The organism is Novosphingobium sp., assembly GCF_024642085.1.
GTDB lineage: Bacteria > Pseudomonadota > Alphaproteobacteria > Sphingomonadales > Sphingomonadaceae > Novosphingobium.
In genome coordinates, this window is sequence record NZ_JAHEBV010000002.1 from 74753 (window position 1) to 93325 (window position 18573).

Here is an 18573-nt window from a genome sequence, read left to right on the forward strand (position 1 = left end):
AACCAGTGCAAGCAGGCCACATAGCATGCCTTAAGGACGCCAACCCCGAACCAGCGCCAGTAAATGGCCAACATTCTCGACCGGTGTGGTCTGACCAATCCCGTGTCCCAGGTTGAACACGTGGGGTCGATCAGCAAAAGTATCGAGGATTTTCAGCGTTTGGCGCTCCAGTTCCGCTCCTCCTGCCAAGAGCAGGAGGGGATCAAGATTGCCCTGCACTGGCATGCGAGAAGGAAGTACACGTGCCGCCCACAGCGGATCGACCGTTTCGTCGATCCCCACTGCATCAACTTTGGTCTCGCGGACATAGGCATCGAGTTTCTCGCCCGCGCCCTTGGGAAAGCCGATGATCGGAACGTCAGGAAATCGCTGGCGAAGCGCTGACACAATCGCTGCGTTGGGTGCCACCACCCAGCGTTCGAACTCTGCAGGAGCCAGGCTGCCAGCCCAGCTGTCAAACAATTGCACTGCCTCGGCCCCTGCCAGGATCTGGCCGCCAAGATATTCGACCGTCACCGCAGTGATCGCATCGATGATGGCCTGGAACGCGGCCGGATCGCGGTAAGCCATGGCACGGGTGTCATGCTGGTCGCGGCTGCCCTGACCGTTGACCATATAGGTCGCGACGGTCCACGGGCTGCCGGCAAAACCCAGCATCGTCTTGTCTGCGGGCAGGGCCGCGCGCACCAACTTGACTGTTTCATAGATCGGGGAAAGCCGCTCGGGCACCGCGTGAAGCGCGGCCAGCGCCGCGTCCGCCAACCGCGGGGAGAGGTGTGGCCCCTCGCCCGCCAGGAACTCAAGATCCTGGCCCATGGCATAAGGAACGATCAGGATATCCGAAAACAGGATTGCCCCGTCAAAGCCGAACCGGCGGATCGGCTGCAAGGTGATTTCGGCCGCCGCTTCGCTATCATAAACCAGCGGCAGGAACCCGCCCTTCTGTTCACGCAAAGCGCGATATTCGGGAAGATAACGCCCCGCTTGGCGCATCAGCCAGACTGGCCGATCACTGGAGTTTTCACCCCGCAGGGTACGTAGGAGCAAACCGGGCATCGGGCGATTCCTAATCAAAACAATAAGATTCTTAAAAGGATTCTGTAGGTTGTTGTGCTGTGGAAAGCGGGGACGACGCGCCCTTGCCTGATTTGTGCCGGACTGAACAGGGCCAAGCGCAACGGCGAATCCCTACCCCTGCGCGTCAAGCTTAAGCTATGCCCGCTATCCCCAGCCTGTGGGGAACAGTTTCCCCCTGTCCACAAGAGTCCATTTCGAAGGCCGGTTGCGGGCAGCGAATCCCTTGCCGAACTTGTGCCTGCTGTTGTCCCGTGGTTTATGCGGGCCTCTGTCCACAGGGGCTTTTCCGATCCCGTCATGCCGCGCCTGCACCTGCATCTTTTGTCCGATTCAACCGGCGAAACCCTGGAGATGATCGCCAAGGCAGCGCTCGCGCAGTTCGAGGGAGCGGATGTATCGCGCCATTTTTGGCCGATGGTCCGCAGCCAACAACACCTTGACCGGATCATGGGTGAAATCGCCAGCAATCCGGGCGTGGTATTCTTCACGCTGGTCAATGCCGAAACCCGCACCCGGCTGGAAGAGCAGTGCCGCACGCTTGGCCTGCCAATCGTTCCAGTGCTTGATGCAGCGGTCGAAGCACTAGAAAGCGCACTGGGCCAGCACCCCAAGGCCCGGCCTGGCCGCCAGCATATGATGGATGAGGCATACTTTGCGCGGGTCGATGCGATCCAGTTTACCATCGCGCATGATGATGGCGTGCTGTGGGAAGACTGGGAAGAAGCCGACATCGTGCTCGCCGGCGTTTCGCGAAGTTCCAAGACCCCGACCAGCATTTATCTGGCCAACCGGGGTTACAAGGTGGCCAACATACCGATCGTTGTGGAAAGTCCGCCGCCTTCAGCACTCTACGGCCTGCGACATCCGCTGGTGGTCGGGCTGACGACTGCGCCAGAACGGTTGATCCAAGTACGCCGCAATCGCTTGCTGTCGCTTAACCAGGCGCCCGAAACGGCCTATGTGGATGAAGATCGCGTTGCCAAGGAAGTGCAGTTTGCGCGGCGCATGTTTGCCGACAACGACTGGCCGGTGATCGATGTTACCCGACGCTCGATCGAAGAGGCTGCAGCGGCGATCATCAACCTCTACAACGAGTTTCTGGCCGCGCGCGAGGCTGCGGCGGAATGACCTTGATCCTTGCTTCGCAAAGCGCCTCACGCAGCGCTATGCTGAAGGCGGCCGGTGTGCTGCATCAGGCGGTTCCCGCTCATCTTGACGAGCGGGCGATCGAAGCTGAACTGTCAAGCTCGATGCCCGAAACTATTGCTCTTGCCCTTGCCCAGGCCAAGGCCGAAGCGGTGTCGCGCCAAAGACCGGGCGACCTGGTGCTGGGGAGTGATTCTCTGGTCGTGGTGGGTGGGCGCCGCTTCGACAAGCCCGCCAGCCGGGATGAGGCGGCCGCACACCTGCGCTTGTTTTCAGGCAAGCATATGTCGCTCCATTCCGCCGCCGCTTTGGCCCGCGGCGGGCGGTGCCTGTGGAAGCAGGTTGATACGGCAACTCTGGCCTTCCGCGATCTGTCGGATCGCTTCATCGCTGGATACCTCGATCACGAATGGCCAGCCGTGGCCGGCTGCGTCGGGGTATTCCGGATTGAGGGGCTCGGCATTCAATTGTTCGAAGAGATTCGCGGTGATCATTTCACCGTGCTGGGAATGCCGTTGTTCCTGGTATTGCGGGCCCTGCGCGAGTTGAAGGCAATTTCGGCATGACGCGCCCCTATGCCGAGGTGATCGGCGATCCAATCGCACAGTCGAAGTCGCCTGCGATCCATTCATTCTGGTTGGACAAGCTCGGTATCGATGCGGGTTACCGTGCATGCCAGGTGCCCCCTGACGGGCTGGAAACATATCTCGCACAGCGTCGAACCGACACGGCCTGGCTTGGCTGCAATGTAACCATGCCGCATAAACAGGCTATCATGCCGCTGGTGGACCAAATCGATGCGGCCGCCCAGCGGATCGGGGCTGTCAACACAGTGGTTCGCAGTGCCCACGGCGTGCTTGCCGGAACCAACACCGATGTAGCCGGATTCCTCGAACCGCTCCAGCCGCTGCTGGGCCAGCAGCACCTTTTCCGCATTGCCCGCGTGTTCGGTGCTGGCGGAGCCGCGCGCGCGATTGTCAGTGCGCTGTCCAACGCCGGGTTTGCCATTGTGCTGGCTGCACGTGATCCGGCAAAAGCCGCCGAATTGCTGGGCGAACTGGCTCATGGTGATGACAACCACGCGGTCCAGCTTGCGCACTTTGCTCAGCCGACCGATTTTGCTTTCGATGACAGGCAAGGAATCTGTGACATCGTGGTCAATGCCAGCCCTCTCGGCATGGCGGGGCAGTCACCGCTTGAACTGGATTTCAGCCACGTCCCCCCGGGAAGTATAATCTATGACATCGTTACTCATCCCCTTGAAACGCCGTTGCTGGTCGCGGCGCGCGAACGGGGGTTTGAAACGGTCGACGGTCTGGCCATGTTGATCGGTCAGGCCGCTGCGGCATTCGAATTGTTTTTCGGCCAACCTGCGCCGCGCAAATACGACGCCGAGCTGCGCGACCGTTTGACGCGATGAGCAAGCCCTTCATCCTGGGTCTGACCGGATCGATCGGTATGGGCAAATCAGCCGTAGCCGAAATGTTCCGCGCCCTTGGTGTGCCGGTGTTCGATGCCGACGCTGCGGTGCACGAACTGCAAGGCCCTGACGGCGCTTGCGTGGCCCCGATCGAGCGTGCGTTCCCGGGAACGACCGGCCCGGGCGGGGTCGACCGGCCACGGCTTGGTGCGGCGGTGTTTGGTGATGCCGAAGCGCTAACACGGCTTGAGGCCATCGTTCACCCCGAAGTGGCTGAAATGCGCCGCACCTTTCTGGCTGACAATGCGAACGCAGAGCTGATCGTTTTCGATATTCCTTTGCTGTACGAAAAAACCGGCCAGCACGGGCTTGATGCGGTGGTGGTCGTCTCGGCACCGCCGGAAATGCAGCGCGCCAGGGTCTTGGCGCGGCCGGGCATGACGGCGCAAAAGTTTGAACAGATTCTGGCACTGCAGGTGTCCGATGCGGACAAACGCAGCCGGGCCGACTACGTAATCGACACCGGCATGACGCTGAATCAAACGCGCGATGCCGTCAAAGCATTGGTGCACGGGATCACCACTGCCGAAAAATAGCGCCGCGCCCCCTTGCGCAGGCGCGCGGACAGGCAGATATTCCCCTTAATGCGTGAAATCATATTCGATACCGAGACCACCGGCCTTGATCCCAAGACCGGCGACCGCATGGTGGAAATCGGCTGCATCGAAATGGTCAATCGGGTTACAACCGGGCAAACCTTTCACGCCTATTTCAACCCCGATCGTGACATGCCCCAGGCCGCCGAAGCGGTGCACGGGCTGTCGATCACTTTCCTGTCGGACAAGCCCCGCTTTCATGAGCGCGCCGCCGATCTACTCGCTTTTCTGGGCGATTCCCCGCTGGTTGCGCATAACGCCGGATTCGATTTCGGCTTCCTCAATACCGAACTGGAGATGTGCGGCCTTGATCCGGTCGACCGGGCGCGGATGATCGATACTGTCGCGCTGGCACGGATTCGGCACCCCGGCGCCAAGCTCAGCCTCGATGCATTGTGCTCCCGCTATGGCATCGACCGAAGCCACAGGACGTTGCACGGTGCGCTCCTTGACGCCGAATTGCTGGCCCAGGTCTATGTTGAACTGACCGGCGGACGCCAGATCGGGCTTCACCTGGCGGAGGATGCGGTGGACAGTCTGGTAGCCGCCTCCGTCACCTTGACGGTTCGCGAACGACCCCTTCGCCCCGCGCGGCCCCACCGGCCAAATGAGACGGAACTGGCGGCACATGCTGCCTTCCTCGAAACGGTCAAGGCGCCGCTCTGGCAGTCCTGATCCGAGCTTTCGGGGTTCGAAGACAGGAGTAAGTGATTCATGGATATTCGCGTTTCCGGCCATCAGGTTGAAACCGGCGAAGCCCTGCAAAGTCATGCGCAGGAACGCCTTTCCGCCATTGTCGACAAGTATTTCGGCCAGGCGCTGTCCAGCACCGTTACATTCAACCGCGCACCGGCCAACGCCTTTCGCTGCGATATCGTCACGCACGCCATGCAGGGATTAGTGCTCAAGGGTGCCGGCATCGCGCAGGACGCGCACGTTGCGCTCGACCAGGCAGCGGAAAAAATCGACAAGCAGCTGCGCCGCTACAAGCGCCGGATCAAGGACCGCCACGAACAGCACAGCCACGCCAACCGCGCGGAAGACGCTGCCTATACCGTGTTCGAAGAGCCTGACCATGCAGCGGAAGAAGTTTCCGCCGATGCCCCGGTGGTCATTGCCGAAACCCGCGTCGACGTGCCCGAAACAACAGTTTCCGATGCCGTTATGATGCTTGATCTGCGTAATACCAACGCACTCCTTTTCAAAAATACGGGTACTGGTCGTCACAACATGGTTTACCGCCGCGGCGATGGTTCGATCGGTTGGGTTGAACCTTCGTAACGGACAGGGTAAAGGCCCGCGCACTTTCCGGGGGGTGAGGATCAGGGGAACAGTTGCGGTGCTTCCGCAGTTGACCTTGCACCTGTGCCCCCCTTTTGCCGTTTTACGGAAGCTAGCGCCCCTGAAATGACCGCACTATTTACCCTTTCCCCCAATGCTGTCGGCATGATCTTGGCTGATACCAAGCCAATCATCCTGGCTAGCCTGGCTGACCGGTTCGCATCGGTTTACGGGCTGGATCCCGTGCTCGTGCTGGAACGAATCGAAGAACGCGAAAAGCTAGGCAGCACCGGATTTGGCCGAGGCGTTGCGATACCTCACGCCCGGATGCCGGATTTGAGCCGTCCTGTGGCGGCGTTCTTTCGTCTCGATACGCCCGTTGCGTTTGATGCTGCCGACGGCATGCCGGTTGACATGGTCTTTGGTCTGTTATCGCCCGAACAGGCGGGCGCAGCGCATCTTCACGCCCTTGCCGCGATCAGCCGCATGATGCGCGACGAAACGATGCACCAGGCCTTGGGCGAAGCGCCGGGTTCCGAGGCGCTCTACAGCCTGCTGGCCAATTCGATAGACCGCGACGCGGCCTGATTTCGGTTTGCGCCTGACCGGTCCTTGATCATCGAACCGCGCTTTCCCGCTCATCTTGAAGTTGCCGGGCTGGTCCGCGCTGTTGAGGCTGCGGGCGGTTTTGCCGTGGTTGCCGCAAAAGGTGAACGCGACGCTGGCACAATCCTCGTATTAACCATCGACAAGGGCGAAAATGCGCGCATCTATGAGCGAATGCCAACTGCTACGGGTCAGCGATCTTGGCGTCTGACATTTACGGAAGACATTGAAAATAAACAAAAAACATCGGAATTTCTAAACCGCCGACGAGCGCAGGACCCCGATTTGTGGATTGTTGAACTGGATATCGCGAATGGTGAACGGTTCATCGGATTGTCGGGAACTATTGATTGACTCTGCTGCACTGCGGCAACTAGGGGCGCGCACCTTTTGTTTGTGCGCAGGCGGCGCGGGGGGCACCTAGGCCCGTCACGCTAGCACGCAGACGGGGGACAGCCGGCAGGGTTTCAGCTGGTATCGGATGGCTCAGGCGATCCCGATCCGACCTTGTTCTGGCGCGTCCACCGCCCAATACGACGGACGAATGAGCCGCAAGCTTAACAAGGCCAGCGCACTTGCCATGGCCGCCACAGTAATGACGATAGTCTTCAGCGCCGACGGTTCGGGCGCTGCCGCTCAGGCCGCCAAGGCTGACACGGCAATTCAGGAGCCGACTCCTCAAGCGTCGATCTTGATCACCACGCCGCAAGCGCCGGCCGTGGTCACCGAAGGCACTGGTCCGGAAACCGACCCGGTTGCCGATGCCCTTCCCCTTCCCGTCATACCCAAAGCCGCGTCGTTGGCCGCGATGGTTGCCGCTCAACCCAAGGTTAGCGACCTCTCGCGGGAACTGAACTGCCTGGCCGGTGCGATTTATTTCGAATCGAAGAGCGAATCGCTTGCCGGACAGCTCGCTGTCGGACGAGTGGTCGTGGCGCGGTCAAAATCGGGCCGTTTCCCTGACTCTTATTGCGGCGTGGTTTTTCAGCGTTCGCAGTTCTCGTTCGTGCGCGGCGCGTCCATGCCTGCGATCCCCAAGGCTTCGAAGCAGTGGAAGAACGCTGTGGCAATCGCCCAGATAGCCCATTCTGGCGCGTGGAAAAGTCCGGCCGAAGGCGCGTTGTTCTTTCACGCCGCCTATGTTTCGCCCGGCTGGCGCCTGACCCGCCTGGCCCGAGTCGACAATCACGTCTTTTATCGGTGAGCACGGGCCGGTTGGCCTTAACCCTTATCGCTACGCTCCAAACTCAAACCAAACCGGAGCATGGTCACTGGCTTTTTCGCGGCCGCGGTGGTCTTTATCAACGCCGCAGGCGACCAGCCGGTCGGCCAGCTCGGGCGACAAAAGCCCATGGTCTATGCGAAAGCCGTGATCGCGCTGCCAGGCGCCGGCCTGGTAGTCCCAATAGGTCCACACGCCGCCTTGCGGATTGTGGGTGGCGAGCGCATCTGTCCAGCCGTCACATAGTAAGCGGGAATACGCATCGCGTGATGCCGGTTGCATCAAGGCATCCGCGGCCATCGCAGTGGGTGACCAAACATCGCTATCATTCGGAATGACATTGTAATCACCCAGAATGATTGCCGGTACTTCCTGGGCAGCGATTTCGCGCATGCGGCTGCGCAGCCGGTCCATCCAGCGCAGCTTGTAATCGAACTTGGGGCCGGGCTGCGGATTGCCGTTGGGCAGATAGATGCAGGCCACCCGTGTGCCGAAAACATCGGCTTCTAGGTAGCGTGAATGGTCATCCTCGTCCTCGCCCGCCAGACCGCGCTGAACTTCGGTTGGGACTATTCCATCCGCCAGAATCGCCACGCCGTTGAAACTTTTCTGGCCATGCCATATCGCGTGATAACCGATCTTTTCAAAGTCTGCGGCCGGAAACCCGTCATCCTGGGATTTGATCTCCTGCAGGCAGGCCACGCTTGGCCGCGTTTCTTCCAGCCATTCCAGCAGCCGCGGCAGCCGCGCCTTGATACCGTTGATGTTGAACGTGGCGATCTTCATCAGATGGCGAAGCTGGATCCGCACCCGCAACCGCTTGCCGCGTTGGGATTGGTCACTTGAAAAGCTGATCCGCCAAGCGATTCGACAAAATCGACCATGCTGCCGGCGACCAGATCAAGGCTGACCGGATCAACCACCAGCGCAACCCCGTCGGTTTCAACCTTGAGGTCGTCAGGGTCTGGTGCATCGGCCAGTTCAAACTTGTACTGGAAGCCCGAACAACCGCCGCCTTCGACGGCCAGGCGCAAGATTGCGGGCTTACCCTGCTTGGCTGCGATTGCCGCCACGCGCGCGGCGGCGGAATGGCTAAGGGTCATGGTCTGGATGTCCATGCAGCCGATGTAGGGTGTCTGTCCCTTTGCAGCAACTACGCGCTCTGGATATAGCTGCGCATCGCTTCGGCTTCCGCCACTATGTTGTCGATACGGTATTTCACCAGATCACCGATCGAGACAAAGTCGGTTAGCTGTCCGTCGTCGACTACCGGCAAGTGGCGTACGCGCCGCCGGGTCATCAAGCCCAAGGCGTCAAGCACTCCGGTCTGCGGGTCTACCGATATGGCTGGCGATGTCATGACGTCGCCCACCCGCTTGTTCAGCATGGTTGGACCATGGGCGGCCAGTTGATAGACGACATCGCGTTCGGAAAATATTCCCGCAACACGGCCTTCCTGCATAACCGGCAATGCGCCGATGCGGCGATCGGCCAAAATGGCCACCGCTTCGGCCACGCTGATTGACGCATCGCAGCTGATGATCGCGCCGCTGCGCTCCTGGATCAGGCGTGCAATTGTCATGGGCGCTCTCCCGCAGATGTATGGTGCCGCCATGATGCCACGAAGCCTGTGAATTGGCCAGTCCGCCACTTGTCAGCCGCCAGACTTGCGATCATGAACAGCGTCATGGTCCGCTCTCCGCTCGACAATGTTGAAAACGCTCAGTTTGCCTGGAACCGGTTTCGCCGGATGCTGCGCGGCTGGGCACTGGTTTCAGTCCTGTCAGCAGCTGGCGCGGTGGCGTGGTTTTTCAACCAGTTCGGGCTGGTTTCAATCCACTTCTACATCGCCGCGGCGCTGGGCATCGGCGCCATGATCATGATGACCGGGGCGTTGATGAGCCTGCTTTTCCTGTCGAGTGGAACCGGCCATGATGACGCCGTCCGTGATTTTGAACGGCGGGACGATCAGGTCGGGTAAAGCCGGTAATCCTCGACCGGAACGCCGCCGATCAGATGTTCCTGAATGATGCGTTCCAGCACCGGTTCTGTGCATGAATGATACCAGACCCCGTCCGGCCAGACCACGGCGACCGGCCCCGCAGCGCAGATTCGCAGGCAGTCCGCCTTGGTCCGCGCAACGCCGCCGCCGCCATCAAGGTCGAGCTGCTTCAAACGTTTTTTGAGGTATTTCCACGCAGGCGCGCCGACGCTGCGCGAACAGCACTCGCCCTTTTCGGGTTCGGCGCAAAGGAAGATGTGGCGGCGCGTGCCTTCACCGCCGATCTTGGTCAGCGCAGCACGGGCCTTGGCAATTTGCGCCCCAGTGCTCACTTCTTCAGCCACCGGCCCAACCAGTCAAACACAGTTTGATGCCATTGCAGTGAGTTCTTGGGTTTCAGCACCCAATGGTTTTCATCGGGGAACACCAGCAGTTCGCTCGGCACGCCCTTGCGCTGCAAGGCGGTGTAGCTGGCCAGTCCCTGAGTATAGGGAATGCGGAAATCCTTTTCGCCGGTGATGACCAGCATCGGAGTCTTCCATTTGTCGACGTGGTTCACCGGGTTCCACTTTTCGTACTCGGCAGCGGCCTCATAATAGGGTTTGCCGCCGTGTTCCCATTCGTCAAACCACAATTCTTCGGTTTCATAGGCCATGGCCCGGGCATCGAACACGCCGTCATGCTGGACCAGGCACTTGAACTGGTCGGGCCATTTTCCCGCAATCCAGTTCATCATGTAGCCGCCATAGCTGGCGCCCATCGCGCAGGAATTGGCCAGATCAACCTGCGCATCAAGCCGCGCCGCCGCGGCAAATCCCTTTTGAAGATCCTCCAACGGCTTGCCGCCCCAGTCCTTGTTGATCGCATCGGTAAAGGCCTGACCATAGCCGGTACTGCCATGAAAATCGACCGAGACGACCGCGTAACCTTGGCTCGCCACCACGCGGGGGTTCCAGCGGTTGGACCAGCTGTCGTTGAAACTGCCTTGCGGCCCGCCGTGGACATAGAGGATCGCGGGCAGCCTGCCCGCTGCGCCAGCTGGCTTGGTGATCTGGCCCCACACGGTATCGCCATTTGCCCCGGCAAAGCTGAAGCGCTGGGTGACAACGGACGCACGCGCGGCAAGGGCAGATGCGGCCACATCCGTAATCCGCATACCGCGCTTGCCCTTCGCGGCAATGTAGAGCTCGGCCGGACCGGCAATCGAATCGCGGGTGAAGACGATCCGCCCGTCGCGCAAGGGGAACACGGCGCCAATATGCCCTTCACGCTTCACCTCGGGCGAAAGCGCCAAGCGGGTCACCTTGCCGGCCAGATCGACGCGAAAGGCCGGGTTATCGAGCACGTCATTGGCAGTAACGATCATCCCTTGCGAATCGGGCATCCAGTCAATTGACCCAACTGAGCGATCCCAACCTTGAGTGAGCGCGCGTTTCTGGCCAGTCTGCAGGCTGAGCAGGGTCAACACCTGTCGATCAGCTTCGTAACCGGGGCGCGCCATTGCTGCCCAGGCGAGCCACTTGCCATCGGGCGATGCTGCAGGAAGGGTGTCAGTTGCCAGATTGTCGGGGGTCAGGTTGTGCGGGGCTGTCCCGTCTATCGGGGAATGCCACACGTCTAGATTGGTCGACAGCGGCTCGTTGCGGTCGGCCTGGCGGGCGGTGAAATAGACCCCCTTCGAATCGGCAGACCACGACAGTTCTTCGCCCCCGCCAAATGGTTTGGACGGGGTATCTCCGGTCAGCGTATCGGACGGGCCGTCGATGGCGACCACCGCGCTGCTTGCTGTCCCATCTGCGCCAAGATCGACGACGAAGCCGCGGCTGTAATTGCCCGGAGTTTCCCACGCGTCCCAGTGCCGGACAAAGCCGCTGCCATCCTTGTAGAGCCGCCCGGTGCCAGGGCCGGGCAGTGCTGTGTTACCGTCTTTCTCGCAGCCCAATGTCGGGCAATCGCGTGCCACATCGCCCCAGACCAGCAAGCGCTTGCCATTGGGCGAAACCTTGAAGCCGGCCACATCGGCCTTGAACCGGGTGACCTGTATCGCCGTGAAATCAGCGGCCGGCGGCGCATTGCCGCTGCGCGCCTTGGCCGGCAAGGCCCAAACCTGGGTCAAGCCGTCAGCGGCGGGCTTGCCATCCATGCCACTGGCCGACAGCCAGTAAAGCGTACCGTCGGGCGCATAGGCAGGGTCGCTGGCGCCGGTCCAGGGTAACTGGGTTTGCACGCCGGTGCGGCCCAGCGGGATAAAGCGGATGGCGCCGCTGCGCTTGTACGTGGCGGGATCGGTGGTGGTAACCACCACGGCAACGGTCTTGCCATCGGGTGAAACCGCAACAGCGCCAAGCCGCCCTAGAGTGACTAGATCCTGCGCGCTCATCGGCGGGGCGGTTTGTGCCTGGACGGGAACAGCGGACAGGGCGGAGGCCGCGCAAAGCGCTGCTGCAAGCCAAAAGGTGTGCGTCATGGGCGGCAGGGATAAACGCCTTGGCGCCAAAGGCAAAATGAATTGCCTCGCCCTTCGGGATCAGACCTTTTTGCCGACGATCCGGGCAATTTCCGCAGCAACCATTCGTTCGACCAGCGGCGGCAGATTGGTGTCGAGCCATTGCGCCAGTGCCGGGCGCAGCAATTCGCGGGTCAGCCCTTCGAGCGAGGTTTCGCCCGAACGGACGATCTGCGGAGCAGCGGGCGGCTGGGCCAACATCGCCAGCGCGCTCAGCGAATCGCGCATTGAACTGGTTGCATCCTCTGTCAGTAGAGGGCTGTCGGGCGCCATCGCCTGATCATCAACATCGTCTGCATCGACCAGATCGGCGTCAGCCAGATCAAATACCTCGTCGTCGGCAGGATCGGTCTGAGGTGCTGTATCCCGCGAGATTCCGCGCTCTTCGCGGTCCTTGCGTTCTTCTGCAGCGCCAACGCGGTTGTCGCGCGCGATCACTTTTTTGATCGATTCGAGGATCTCCTCGACCGATGGTTCTCCAGCCTGGCGCATCGCCCTGTTACCCCCAGCTGTCCCATGACGGGACTGATTCACGGATTGATAACTGAACCGTCCTGCGCCGGGGTGTCAACGGTCCGCGTCGATTGGGGCTTGGGCGCGGGGTCGCTTTGCCAATCCCAGATGATATTTTTGACACGGTCGTAATTCGTAACCGGATCATACAGCGGTCCGCCATCCAGCCCCAGATCGCGGGCTTCGGCCTTACCCATAGCTGACAGCAGATTGAACCCGGCAACATAGGCATTGCGCTTGGCCGTCACCAGCTGGACCTGCGCGTTAAGCAGTTCCTGTTCGGCGTTGAGGATATCGAGGATGGTGCGGTTCCCGACGGTATTTTCAGCGCGCACCCCTTCAAGACTGAGCGCTGCAGCGTCGACTGCGGTTTGCGAAGAGGTGATCAGCGATGTCGCCGCCTGCCAGCTGGCATAGGCTGAGCGGGTGGCGGCGATCACTTCGCGTTCAATACCGATTTCCTGCTCCAGCGTCGCGCCTTCGCGGGCCTGCGCCTGACGTCGCTGCGCAGCGGGCAGGCCGCCCTGAAACAACGGGATCGAGGCGCGAATGCCGGCCACCGCGCTGGTCGACGATTGCGCGGCGCCGGGTACGCCGTTCGAGCCCAGATAATCGCTGCGGTCCGCGCCGGTGAATACGCTGATTGTGGGCAGTCGTCCCGAACCTGCCACGGCAGTGTCGAAACCGGCGGCCTTGCTGCGCGTGCGCGCGGCAACAAGATCAGGATTGCTGTCGAGCGCGGTCTGGACGGCCGCATCGACCGAATCGGGCAGGCCCGGCAACGGCGGAGGGGGCTGAAGCGCGACGGGCGCTTTTCCAACCACCTGAATATAGCGTTCGCGCGCGGAAATCAGCTGCGCCTCGGCGCTGCGGGTCTGTCCTCCGGCAAGGGCGAATCGTGACTGCGACTGGGCAACGTCGGTGCGGGTCAGATCGCCGATCTCGAATCGGTCGCGCGTGGCTTGCAGATTGACGCCCAGCGCTCTGGTGTTGCTGCGGTTGAGATTGACCACGGCCTGTCCGGTGATCACATCCATATAGGCTGCGACCACCTGGCTGAACACGCCTGATTCGGTCGCGCGCAGATCAGCCTGTCCGGCTGCGACCCGCGTGCGTGCGGCGCGGATCGAATTTTTGATCGCTCCGCCGGCATAAAGCGGCATGCCGACATCGACATTGAAGCCCAGATTGCGATCGGGCGCCAGCGGGCTTGACCCGCTGGTGTGCAGAAACTCGGTATAGGTTGCACCGGCACTGACCGATGGAAGTGAGGACGATCGCGCGATTGGCACGCCTTCGTCCACCGCGCGCTGCTGGGCGCGGGCGGCTTGCAATTGCGGATTGGAGGCATACGCCATGGTCAGCGCTTCGCGCAGATCGTCGGCCAGGGCCGGGCTCGCGGCCAGAGCCATCCCTGCAAGCAGGGCAAAGCGCATCAGGCGCATAGTCAGAAGCTCCAGCTCTTGGGGGCAGAAAAAGAGGGCAGGGTGGGAATACCCATATCGGCAAGCGCGATCAGCGCGACATTGCCGCCGATCTTGCGGCCCGATGCCAGCCGGGTGACGCCGCGCTGAACCAGCCCGGTAACGATCCGCCCGCCTTCGGCCAGCGCGCTTGCCAGCCCGTCGGACAGATGCTCAATCGCGCCATCGACCAGGATCAGACTGAAGGTACCCTTGACCCCGGCAGCAGCGGCCATGGCGGAAACCACAGTCACATCCGTAACTTGCGAGCGCAGCAGCGCGGCGAGGTAATCGCTGCCGCAGCTGACCACCAGCACCTTGTCATCGGCGCGAGGCGCCGCTTGGCACAGCATAGTGCCCTGGACCAGCGGAGCGGGCAGCGCCTGACCATCACCCAGCGGCAGGGCGCGGTCGATATAAGCGTGGCCGCGTGCGGCGGCAGGGACATAGTCTTCGCGCGCGACGGAGCCCATAGCGGCCAAGACCCATTCCTCGTTAACGCCGCTGGGGCGCAGCTGGCTGTCGATCATCGCCTTGCGGGCGGCAGCAGAGTCCAGAGTGGCTACGCTCATCAATCGATGTCCTTTATTGCGGACTGTATTACACAGGCAAAACAGGTAGGCAACTACCCCTGCGATCCCGCCAAAACCCGCCACAGCGACTTTGACGACAGGGTTGTGCAGCGCCTATGGGGCGGCGAGCACGAGTTCAAGAGGGAAATCGGCGAATGACCGACATGGTGACCATCAGCGAGCAGGACCTGATCGAAAGCGTGGCCGACGCGCTACAGTTCATCAGCTATTTCCACCCGATGGACTATATCCGGGCTCTGGGCGATGCCTATGAGGCCGAGCAGGGACCGGCAGCCAAGGACGCGATCGCCCAGATTCTGACTAACAGCCGAATGTGCGCCGAAGGACACCGACCGATCTGCCAAGACACCGGGATCGTTAACGTGTTCGTCAAGTGGGGCACGGAATGCCGGCTTGATTCGCGCCGTTCGCTGCAGGACGTGGTCGATGACGGGGTGCGCAAGGCCTATCTCAACCCCGACAACAAGCTGCGCGCCAGCGTGCTGGCTGACCCCGCTTTCACCCGCCGCAACACCCGCGACAACACCCCTTGCGTGCTTCATGTGGAAATGGTGCCGGGCAGAACCGTGTCGATCGATGTTGCGGCCAAGGGCGGCGGGAGTGAAAACAAGTCAAAGTTCAAGATGATGAACCCCAGCGATTCGATCGTCGACTGGGTGATCGAGATGTTGCCCCAGATGGGCGCCGGCTGGTGCCCCCCGGGCATGCTGGGGATCGGTATCGGAGGAACGGCCGAACAGTGCATGGTATTGGCCAAGCAAGCGCTGATGGAGCCGATCGACATGGCCCAGCTGAAGCGGCGCGGCGCGAAGACCGATGTCGAAGCCCTGCGGATCGAGATTTTCGATAAGGTCAACGCACTGGGGATCGGCGCGCAGGGACTGGGCGGGCTGTCAACCATACTCGACGTCAAGATCATGGACGCGCCGTGCCACGCCGCGGGCAAGCCGGTAGGCATGATCCCCAACTGCGCCGCCACGCGCCATGCCCATTTCACGCTCGACGGATCGGGCCCCAGCTTTCTTGAAGCGCCCCGGCTCGATGAATGGCCCGACGTGCACTGGACCCCGGATAAAGCGGCCAAGCGCGTCAATCTTGATGCGCTGACCCGCGAAGAGGTGGAAAGCTGGAAGCAAGGTGACCGGCTGCTGTTGAACGGCAAGATGCTGACGGGCCGCGATGCCGCGCACAAGCGCATCCAGGACATGCTGGCCAAGGGTGAGGCTCTGCCAGTCGATTTCAAGGGCCGGGCGATCTACTATGTCGGTCCGGTTGATCCGGTTCTGGGCGAAGTGGTCGGTCCCGCCGGCCCGACAACCGCGACGCGGATGGACAAGTTCACTGACATGATGCTTGAACTTGGCTTGCTGACCATGATCGGCAAGGCCGAGCGCGGGCAAGGCGCGGTCGATTGCATTGCCAGGCACAAGGTTGCCTACCTGATGGCGGTCGGCGGTGCCGCCTATCTGGTGTCCCGGGCGATCCGCGAATCGAAGGTGGTCGCGTTCGAAGATCTGGGCATGGAGGCGATCTACGAGTTCACGGTCGAAGATATGCCGGTGACCGTCGCAGTGGATAGCGAAGGCAACAATGTCCACAAGATCGCCCCGCTGGTGTGGCAGGAAAAGATTGCCCGTGAAGGACTGCTGGCCAAGTAAGGGCCCTTCGACCAACCACGCCGATGCTTCGATGAAGCGACTGGCCCTGGGGCCGCGCGGTAGGCTAGTGCAGATGGTAATGGAGGATGAGGCTACCCCTTCGCGCGTGCCGGCGCGCGTCGTCATCGTTTCGGTGGCGGGGCTGTGGCTGGCTTATTTCCTTATCGCCACGCTGCGCGGCTGGCTGGTCGGGCTTGAGTTATACGATGCGCTGCTGTGGCGCAGAGCGCTGGTCATAGCCTGTTCGATGGGCGTTACCCTTGCGCTGTGGCCGCTGCTGCGCCTGCTTGACCCGCGGCCTTTGTGGGAAAAATCGATGGCTGTGTTGCTGGTCGCCTTGCCGGCATCGCTGCTGCTGGCGCTGATAAACCAGTGGGTGTTCGCCTCGGTAGAAGAACAGGCGACCGCGCAGATTGGTGCGCGTGAAGGCCTCCGCATTCGCAGTGACGAGGCGGGCAACCTGCTGGTCGATCCGCTTGATCGCGATGAAGATCCCGTCAGCGTGCAGTCCGGCTCCGCTCCGCCAATCGTGCCGCCGCCATCGCCTGCTATCCCCACCATAGCGCAGCAGGAACAAGGCGATCCGGCCATTACCATCGATGCCGAAACGCGAAACGACATTCGCTGGCGGCAGTTGGTCGACGTGGCGCTGGGTCGCTATTTTCTGCTACTGGCCTGGACGGCGCTATATTTTGCGCTGGTCAATGCCGAGCAGGCCCGCGCGGCAGAGCGGCGCGAAGGCAATTACCGCCGCGCTGCCAAGGCGGCGGAGCTGCGAAGCCTGCGCTATCAGGTCAATCCGCATTTTCTGTTCAACACGCTCAATTCGCTGTCGGCGCTGGTGCTGACCGGCAAGGCGCAGGCTGCCGAACGGATGATCCAGTCGCTGTCCGGATTCTATCGCCGCAGCCTGGCGGGCGATCCCAGCGCGGAACAGGCGCTGAGCCATGAAGTGTCGCAGCAGCAGCTATATCTTGAGATCGAAGCGGTCCGCTTTCCCGACCGGTTGCGGGCCCAGATTGCGGTTCCGGACAGTCTGCGCCATGCCAGCGTTCCCGGCATGATTCTTCAGCCGCTGGTTGAAAATGCAGTGCGCTATGGCGTGGCGCCGGTATCCCGTCCTGTGACAATCCGCATTGCCGCGCATGCTGATGGCGACGTTCTGGTCCTGGAAGTGCACGATAACGGACCCGGCCTGCCCAGCATTGCAGACAAGGGTTTTGGCATCGGCCTTGCGAACGTCCGCGATCGTCTGGCCGCGCGTTACGGCGATCAGGCCGCGTTGTCGGCGGGCCCTGCATCAGATGGAGGCTGGACCGCAACGATCCGAATGCCGCTGGAACAGCATGGTTGATCCCGCAGCCTTGCGCACCCTTGTGGTCGACGACGAGCCCTTGGCGCTTGAGAGGATGCTGCACATTTGTCGCAGCCTGGCATCGCTTGATGTGGTTGGCACAGCGCACGATGGTGCTGCGGCGCTGCGCGCAATAGACGAGCACGTCCCCGACCTGATCCTGCTTGATATGACCATGCCCGAGCTGGACGGCCTTGCCGTGGCACGCGCACTGTCAGCTAGAAGTGTGGCACCGGCGATCATCTTTGTAACCGCGCATGACGGGTTCGCCGTCGAAGCCTTCGATCTCGACGCGGTCGACTATGTGCTTAAACCCGTCACCCCCGAGCGGCTGGAACGCGCCGTCTCCCGCGCGGTCTCCCGCCGCGGCAGCCGCGCTGCGGGCAAGGGTGAATGGCTTACCGAATTCTGGGTGCCGCACCGCTCGGAACTGCTGCGCATCGCGGCTGCCGATGTCAGCCGGATCGATGCCGAACGCGATTATGTGCGGTTGCATGTTACGGCGCCGGATGGCCCGCCGCGCAGCTACCTGATGCTGCAGACCGTATCGGGCCTGGAAGCGCGGCTCGATCCTGAGAAGTTCATCCGCCTGCACCGTTCGACGATTCTGCGCCGTGACCGGATCACGGGGCTGCGTCACGATGGGCTTGGGGTGTGGTCGGCCGAACTGGGCGATGGCAGCGCGGTGCGCATCGGGCGAACCTATCTGGCCAAGGCGAAGGCAATGGCCGGCCGCTGATCCCGTCGATGATTGCCAAGCGCTGCATTAGCCCTAGGGTGTGGCCAGCATGCCCTTGATCGTGACCTTTCTGCTTGGCATTGCCAACTTCGTTTTGCACCGCGCAGTTGTCGAAAGCGGGCACCCGCTCCTGACATCGATGGCCGGCCTTTTCCATAGCATGGGTGGCCGCGCTGCGATTGCGGTCGAGTTTGTGATGCTGCTGGGCGCAATGCTGCTGATCGCCCAAGGGCACACTATCTGGGCGATGTTTTACGGGGCCTATACCGCATTCAACGCGCTTGCCGCTTGGTTGATCCTGACCGAAAGGGTCTGAACGGAACATCGCGGCCATTCG

The 18573-nt window shown here is 61.7% G+C and carries 23 protein-coding genes; 14 read left to right on the forward strand and 9 right to left on the reverse strand.

Annotated features, from left to right (window positions below; all coding sequences use genetic code 11):
- Window positions 1-30: 30 nt before the first annotated feature.
- Entirely contained in the window at window positions 31-1056 is a 1026-nt protein-coding gene (gene hemE, locus Q0L62_RS01280; protein ID WP_296675295.1) for a uroporphyrinogen decarboxylase, read from the reverse strand.
- A gap of 318 nt (window positions 1057-1374) precedes the next feature.
- On the opposite strand from hemE, the gene Q0L62_RS01285 reads away from it, so the two are divergent.
- The 9 genes from Q0L62_RS01285 (at window position 1375) to Q0L62_RS01325 (ending at window position 7390) form a co-directional block, all read left to right on the forward strand.
- On the forward strand, window positions 1375-2205 hold the full coding sequence (locus Q0L62_RS01285; protein WP_296675540.1) for a pyruvate, water dikinase regulatory protein: 831 nt from the start codon (window positions 1375-1377) through the stop codon (window positions 2203-2205).
- The gene (locus tag Q0L62_RS01290) at window positions 2202-2789 is read left to right on the forward strand and encodes a nucleoside triphosphate pyrophosphatase (protein ID WP_296675297.1); all 588 of its coding nucleotides are present in this window, start codon (window positions 2202-2204) and stop codon (window positions 2787-2789) included. Before Q0L62_RS01285 ends, Q0L62_RS01290 begins: the two co-directional genes overlap by 4 nt.
- On the forward strand, window positions 2786-3643 hold the full coding sequence (aroE, locus tag Q0L62_RS01295) for a shikimate dehydrogenase (protein ID WP_296675300.1): 858 nt from the start codon (window positions 2786-2788) through the stop codon (window positions 3641-3643). Before Q0L62_RS01290 ends, aroE begins: the two co-directional genes overlap by 4 nt.
- The gene (coaE, locus tag Q0L62_RS01300) at window positions 3640-4239 is read left to right on the forward strand and encodes a dephospho-CoA kinase (protein WP_296675302.1); all 600 of its coding nucleotides are present in this window, start codon (window positions 3640-3642) and stop codon (window positions 4237-4239) included. Before aroE ends, coaE begins: the two co-directional genes overlap by 4 nt.
- Before the next feature lie 48 nt (window positions 4240-4287).
- Entirely contained in the window at window positions 4288-4974 is a 687-nt protein-coding gene (dnaQ, locus tag Q0L62_RS01305; RefSeq protein ID WP_296675305.1) for a DNA polymerase III subunit epsilon, read from the forward strand.
- Between the two features lie 39 nt (window positions 4975-5013).
- Window positions 5014-5580 (forward strand): ribosome-associated translation inhibitor RaiA, encoded by a 567-nt coding sequence (gene raiA / locus Q0L62_RS01310; RefSeq protein WP_296675307.1) that lies wholly within the window; start codon window positions 5014-5016, stop codon window positions 5578-5580.
- A 126-nt stretch (window positions 5581-5706) separates the two neighbouring features.
- On the forward strand, window positions 5707-6168 hold the full coding sequence (locus Q0L62_RS01315) for a PTS sugar transporter subunit IIA (RefSeq protein ID WP_296675310.1): 462 nt from the start codon (window positions 5707-5709) through the stop codon (window positions 6166-6168).
- 24 nt (window positions 6169-6192) lie between these two features.
- On the forward strand, window positions 6193-6540 hold the full coding sequence (locus Q0L62_RS01320) for a DUF1491 family protein (RefSeq protein WP_367183238.1): 348 nt from the start codon (window positions 6193-6195) through the stop codon (window positions 6538-6540).
- 190 nt (window positions 6541-6730) lie between these two features.
- Window positions 6731-7390: a cell wall hydrolase gene (locus Q0L62_RS01325; protein ID WP_296675313.1), complete on the forward strand. Its 660-nt coding sequence runs from the start codon at window positions 6731-6733 to the stop codon at window positions 7388-7390.
- 30 nt (window positions 7391-7420) lie between these two features.
- Here Q0L62_RS01325 and xth read toward each other — a convergent pair whose 3' ends face one another.
- Genes xth through Q0L62_RS01340 form a run of 3 tightly spaced genes read right to left on the reverse strand, consistent with a single transcriptional unit; the run spans window position 7421 to window position 8990 of the window.
- Entirely contained in the window at window positions 7421-8194 is a 774-nt protein-coding gene (gene xth / locus Q0L62_RS01330) for an exodeoxyribonuclease III (protein ID WP_296675546.1), read from the reverse strand.
- Window positions 8194-8526 (reverse strand): iron-sulfur cluster insertion protein ErpA, encoded by a 333-nt coding sequence (gene erpA / locus Q0L62_RS01335; protein WP_296675315.1) that lies wholly within the window; start codon window positions 8524-8526, stop codon window positions 8194-8196. The genes xth and erpA overlap by 1 nt, the downstream gene beginning before the upstream one ends.
- Before the next feature lie 35 nt (window positions 8527-8561).
- Window positions 8562-8990: a CBS domain-containing protein gene (locus Q0L62_RS01340; protein ID WP_296675321.1), complete on the reverse strand. Its 429-nt coding sequence runs from the start codon at window positions 8988-8990 to the stop codon at window positions 8562-8564.
- Between the two features lie 93 nt (window positions 8991-9083).
- Here Q0L62_RS01340 and Q0L62_RS01345 point away from each other — a divergent pair, with 93 nt between their 5' ends.
- Complete coding sequence (locus tag Q0L62_RS01345; RefSeq protein ID WP_296675323.1) at window positions 9084-9389, forward strand: hypothetical protein; 306 nt, start codon at window positions 9084-9086, stop codon at window positions 9387-9389.
- Here the strand turns inward: Q0L62_RS01345 and Q0L62_RS01350 are convergent.
- Genes Q0L62_RS01350 through Q0L62_RS01370 form a run of 5 tightly spaced genes read right to left on the reverse strand, consistent with a single transcriptional unit; the run spans window position 9377 to window position 14464 of the window.
- A complete protein-coding gene (locus tag Q0L62_RS01350) occupies window positions 9377-9754 on the reverse strand; it encodes a (2Fe-2S) ferredoxin domain-containing protein (RefSeq protein ID WP_296675326.1) in 378 nt (125 codons plus the stop codon). The two genes, Q0L62_RS01345 and Q0L62_RS01350, sit on opposite strands and share 13 nt — an antisense overlap.
- Window positions 9739-11877, reverse strand: a complete 2139-nt coding sequence (locus Q0L62_RS01355; RefSeq protein ID WP_296675330.1) for a S9 family peptidase — start codon at window positions 11875-11877, stop codon at window positions 9739-9741. Before Q0L62_RS01355 ends, Q0L62_RS01350 begins: the two co-directional genes overlap by 16 nt.
- 60 nt (window positions 11878-11937) lie before the next feature.
- A complete protein-coding gene (locus Q0L62_RS01360; RefSeq protein WP_296675549.1) occupies window positions 11938-12408 on the reverse strand; it encodes a DUF2497 domain-containing protein in 471 nt (156 codons plus the stop codon).
- A gap of 38 nt (window positions 12409-12446) precedes the next feature.
- Window positions 12447-13874 (reverse strand): TolC family outer membrane protein, encoded by a 1428-nt coding sequence (locus Q0L62_RS01365; RefSeq protein WP_296675334.1) that lies wholly within the window; start codon window positions 13872-13874, stop codon window positions 12447-12449.
- A gap of 2 nt (window positions 13875-13876) precedes the next feature.
- Window positions 13877-14464, reverse strand: a complete 588-nt coding sequence (locus Q0L62_RS01370) for a protein-L-isoaspartate O-methyltransferase (protein WP_296675335.1) — start codon at window positions 14462-14464, stop codon at window positions 13877-13879.
- A gap of 155 nt (window positions 14465-14619) precedes the next feature.
- On the opposite strand from Q0L62_RS01370, the gene Q0L62_RS01375 reads away from it, so the two are divergent.
- Genes Q0L62_RS01375 through Q0L62_RS01390 form a run of 4 tightly spaced genes read left to right on the forward strand, consistent with a single transcriptional unit; the run spans window position 14620 to window position 18552 of the window.
- Window positions 14620-16143, forward strand: coding sequence for a fumarate hydratase (locus Q0L62_RS01375; protein WP_296675337.1), 1524 nt, complete (start codon window positions 14620-14622; stop codon window positions 16141-16143).
- A 31-nt stretch (window positions 16144-16174) separates the two neighbouring features.
- Window positions 16175-17497 carry a sensor histidine kinase gene (locus Q0L62_RS01380; protein WP_296675339.1) on the forward strand — a complete coding sequence of 441 codons (1323 nt, stop codon included), beginning with the start codon at window positions 16175-16177 and terminating at the stop codon, window positions 17495-17497.
- Entirely contained in the window at window positions 17490-18236 is a 747-nt protein-coding gene (locus Q0L62_RS01385) for a LytTR family DNA-binding domain-containing protein (protein WP_296675342.1), read from the forward strand. The genes Q0L62_RS01380 and Q0L62_RS01385 overlap by 8 nt, the downstream gene beginning before the upstream one ends.
- A 49-nt stretch (window positions 18237-18285) precedes the next feature.
- On the forward strand, window positions 18286-18552 hold the full coding sequence (locus Q0L62_RS01390; protein WP_296675345.1) for a hypothetical protein: 267 nt from the start codon (window positions 18286-18288) through the stop codon (window positions 18550-18552).
- The last annotated feature ends 21 nt before the right edge of the window (window positions 18553-18573 follow it).

Bases quoted from the DNA above. Each gene is read 5' to 3' on its own strand.
- hemE (WP_296675295.1), bottom strand. From the start codon at position 1,056: ATGCCCGGTTTGCTCCTACGTACCCTGCGGGGTGAAAACTCCAGTGAT.
- Q0L62_RS01285 (WP_296675540.1), top strand. From the start codon at position 1,375: ATGCCGCGCCTGCACCTGCATCTTTTGTCCGATTCAACCGGCGAAACC.
- Q0L62_RS01290 (WP_296675297.1), top strand. From the start codon at position 2,202: ATGACCTTGATCCTTGCTTCGCAAAGCGCCTCACGCAGCGCTATGCTG.
- aroE (WP_296675300.1), top strand. From the start codon at position 2,786: ATGACGCGCCCCTATGCCGAGGTGATCGGCGATCCAATCGCACAGTCG.
- coaE (WP_296675302.1), top strand. From the start codon at position 3,640: ATGAGCAAGCCCTTCATCCTGGGTCTGACCGGATCGATCGGTATGGGC.
- dnaQ (WP_296675305.1), top strand. From the start codon at position 4,288: ATGCGTGAAATCATATTCGATACCGAGACCACCGGCCTTGATCCCAAG.
- raiA (WP_296675307.1), top strand. From the start codon at position 5,014: ATGGATATTCGCGTTTCCGGCCATCAGGTTGAAACCGGCGAAGCCCTG.
- Q0L62_RS01315 (WP_296675310.1), top strand. From the start codon at position 5,707: ATGACCGCACTATTTACCCTTTCCCCCAATGCTGTCGGCATGATCTTG.
- Q0L62_RS01325 (WP_296675313.1), top strand. From the start codon at position 6,731: ATGAGCCGCAAGCTTAACAAGGCCAGCGCACTTGCCATGGCCGCCACA.
- xth (WP_296675546.1), bottom strand. From the start codon at position 8,194: ATGAAGATCGCCACGTTCAACATCAACGGTATCAAGGCGCGGCTGCCG.
- erpA (WP_296675315.1), bottom strand. From the start codon at position 8,526: ATGGACATCCAGACCATGACCCTTAGCCATTCCGCCGCCGCGCGCGTG.
- Q0L62_RS01340 (WP_296675321.1), bottom strand. From the start codon at position 8,990: ATGACAATTGCACGCCTGATCCAGGAGCGCAGCGGCGCGATCATCAGC.
- Q0L62_RS01345 (WP_296675323.1), top strand. From the start codon at position 9,084: ATGAACAGCGTCATGGTCCGCTCTCCGCTCGACAATGTTGAAAACGCT.
- Q0L62_RS01355 (WP_296675330.1), bottom strand. From the start codon at position 11,877: ATGACGCACACCTTTTGGCTTGCAGCAGCGCTTTGCGCGGCCTCCGCC.
- Q0L62_RS01360 (WP_296675549.1), bottom strand. From the start codon at position 12,408: ATGCGCCAGGCTGGAGAACCATCGGTCGAGGAGATCCTCGAATCGATC.
- Q0L62_RS01365 (WP_296675334.1), bottom strand. From the start codon at position 13,874: ATGCGCCTGATGCGCTTTGCCCTGCTTGCAGGGATGGCTCTGGCCGCG.
- Q0L62_RS01370 (WP_296675335.1), bottom strand. From the start codon at position 14,464: ATGAGCGTAGCCACTCTGGACTCTGCTGCCGCCCGCAAGGCGATGATC.
- Q0L62_RS01375 (WP_296675337.1), top strand. From the start codon at position 14,620: ATGACCGACATGGTGACCATCAGCGAGCAGGACCTGATCGAAAGCGTG.
- Q0L62_RS01380 (WP_296675339.1), top strand. From the start codon at position 16,175: ATGAAGCGACTGGCCCTGGGGCCGCGCGGTAGGCTAGTGCAGATGGTA.
- Q0L62_RS01385 (WP_296675342.1), top strand. From the start codon at position 17,490: ATGGTTGATCCCGCAGCCTTGCGCACCCTTGTGGTCGACGACGAGCCC.
- Q0L62_RS01390 (WP_296675345.1), top strand. From the start codon at position 18,286: ATGCCCTTGATCGTGACCTTTCTGCTTGGCATTGCCAACTTCGTTTTG.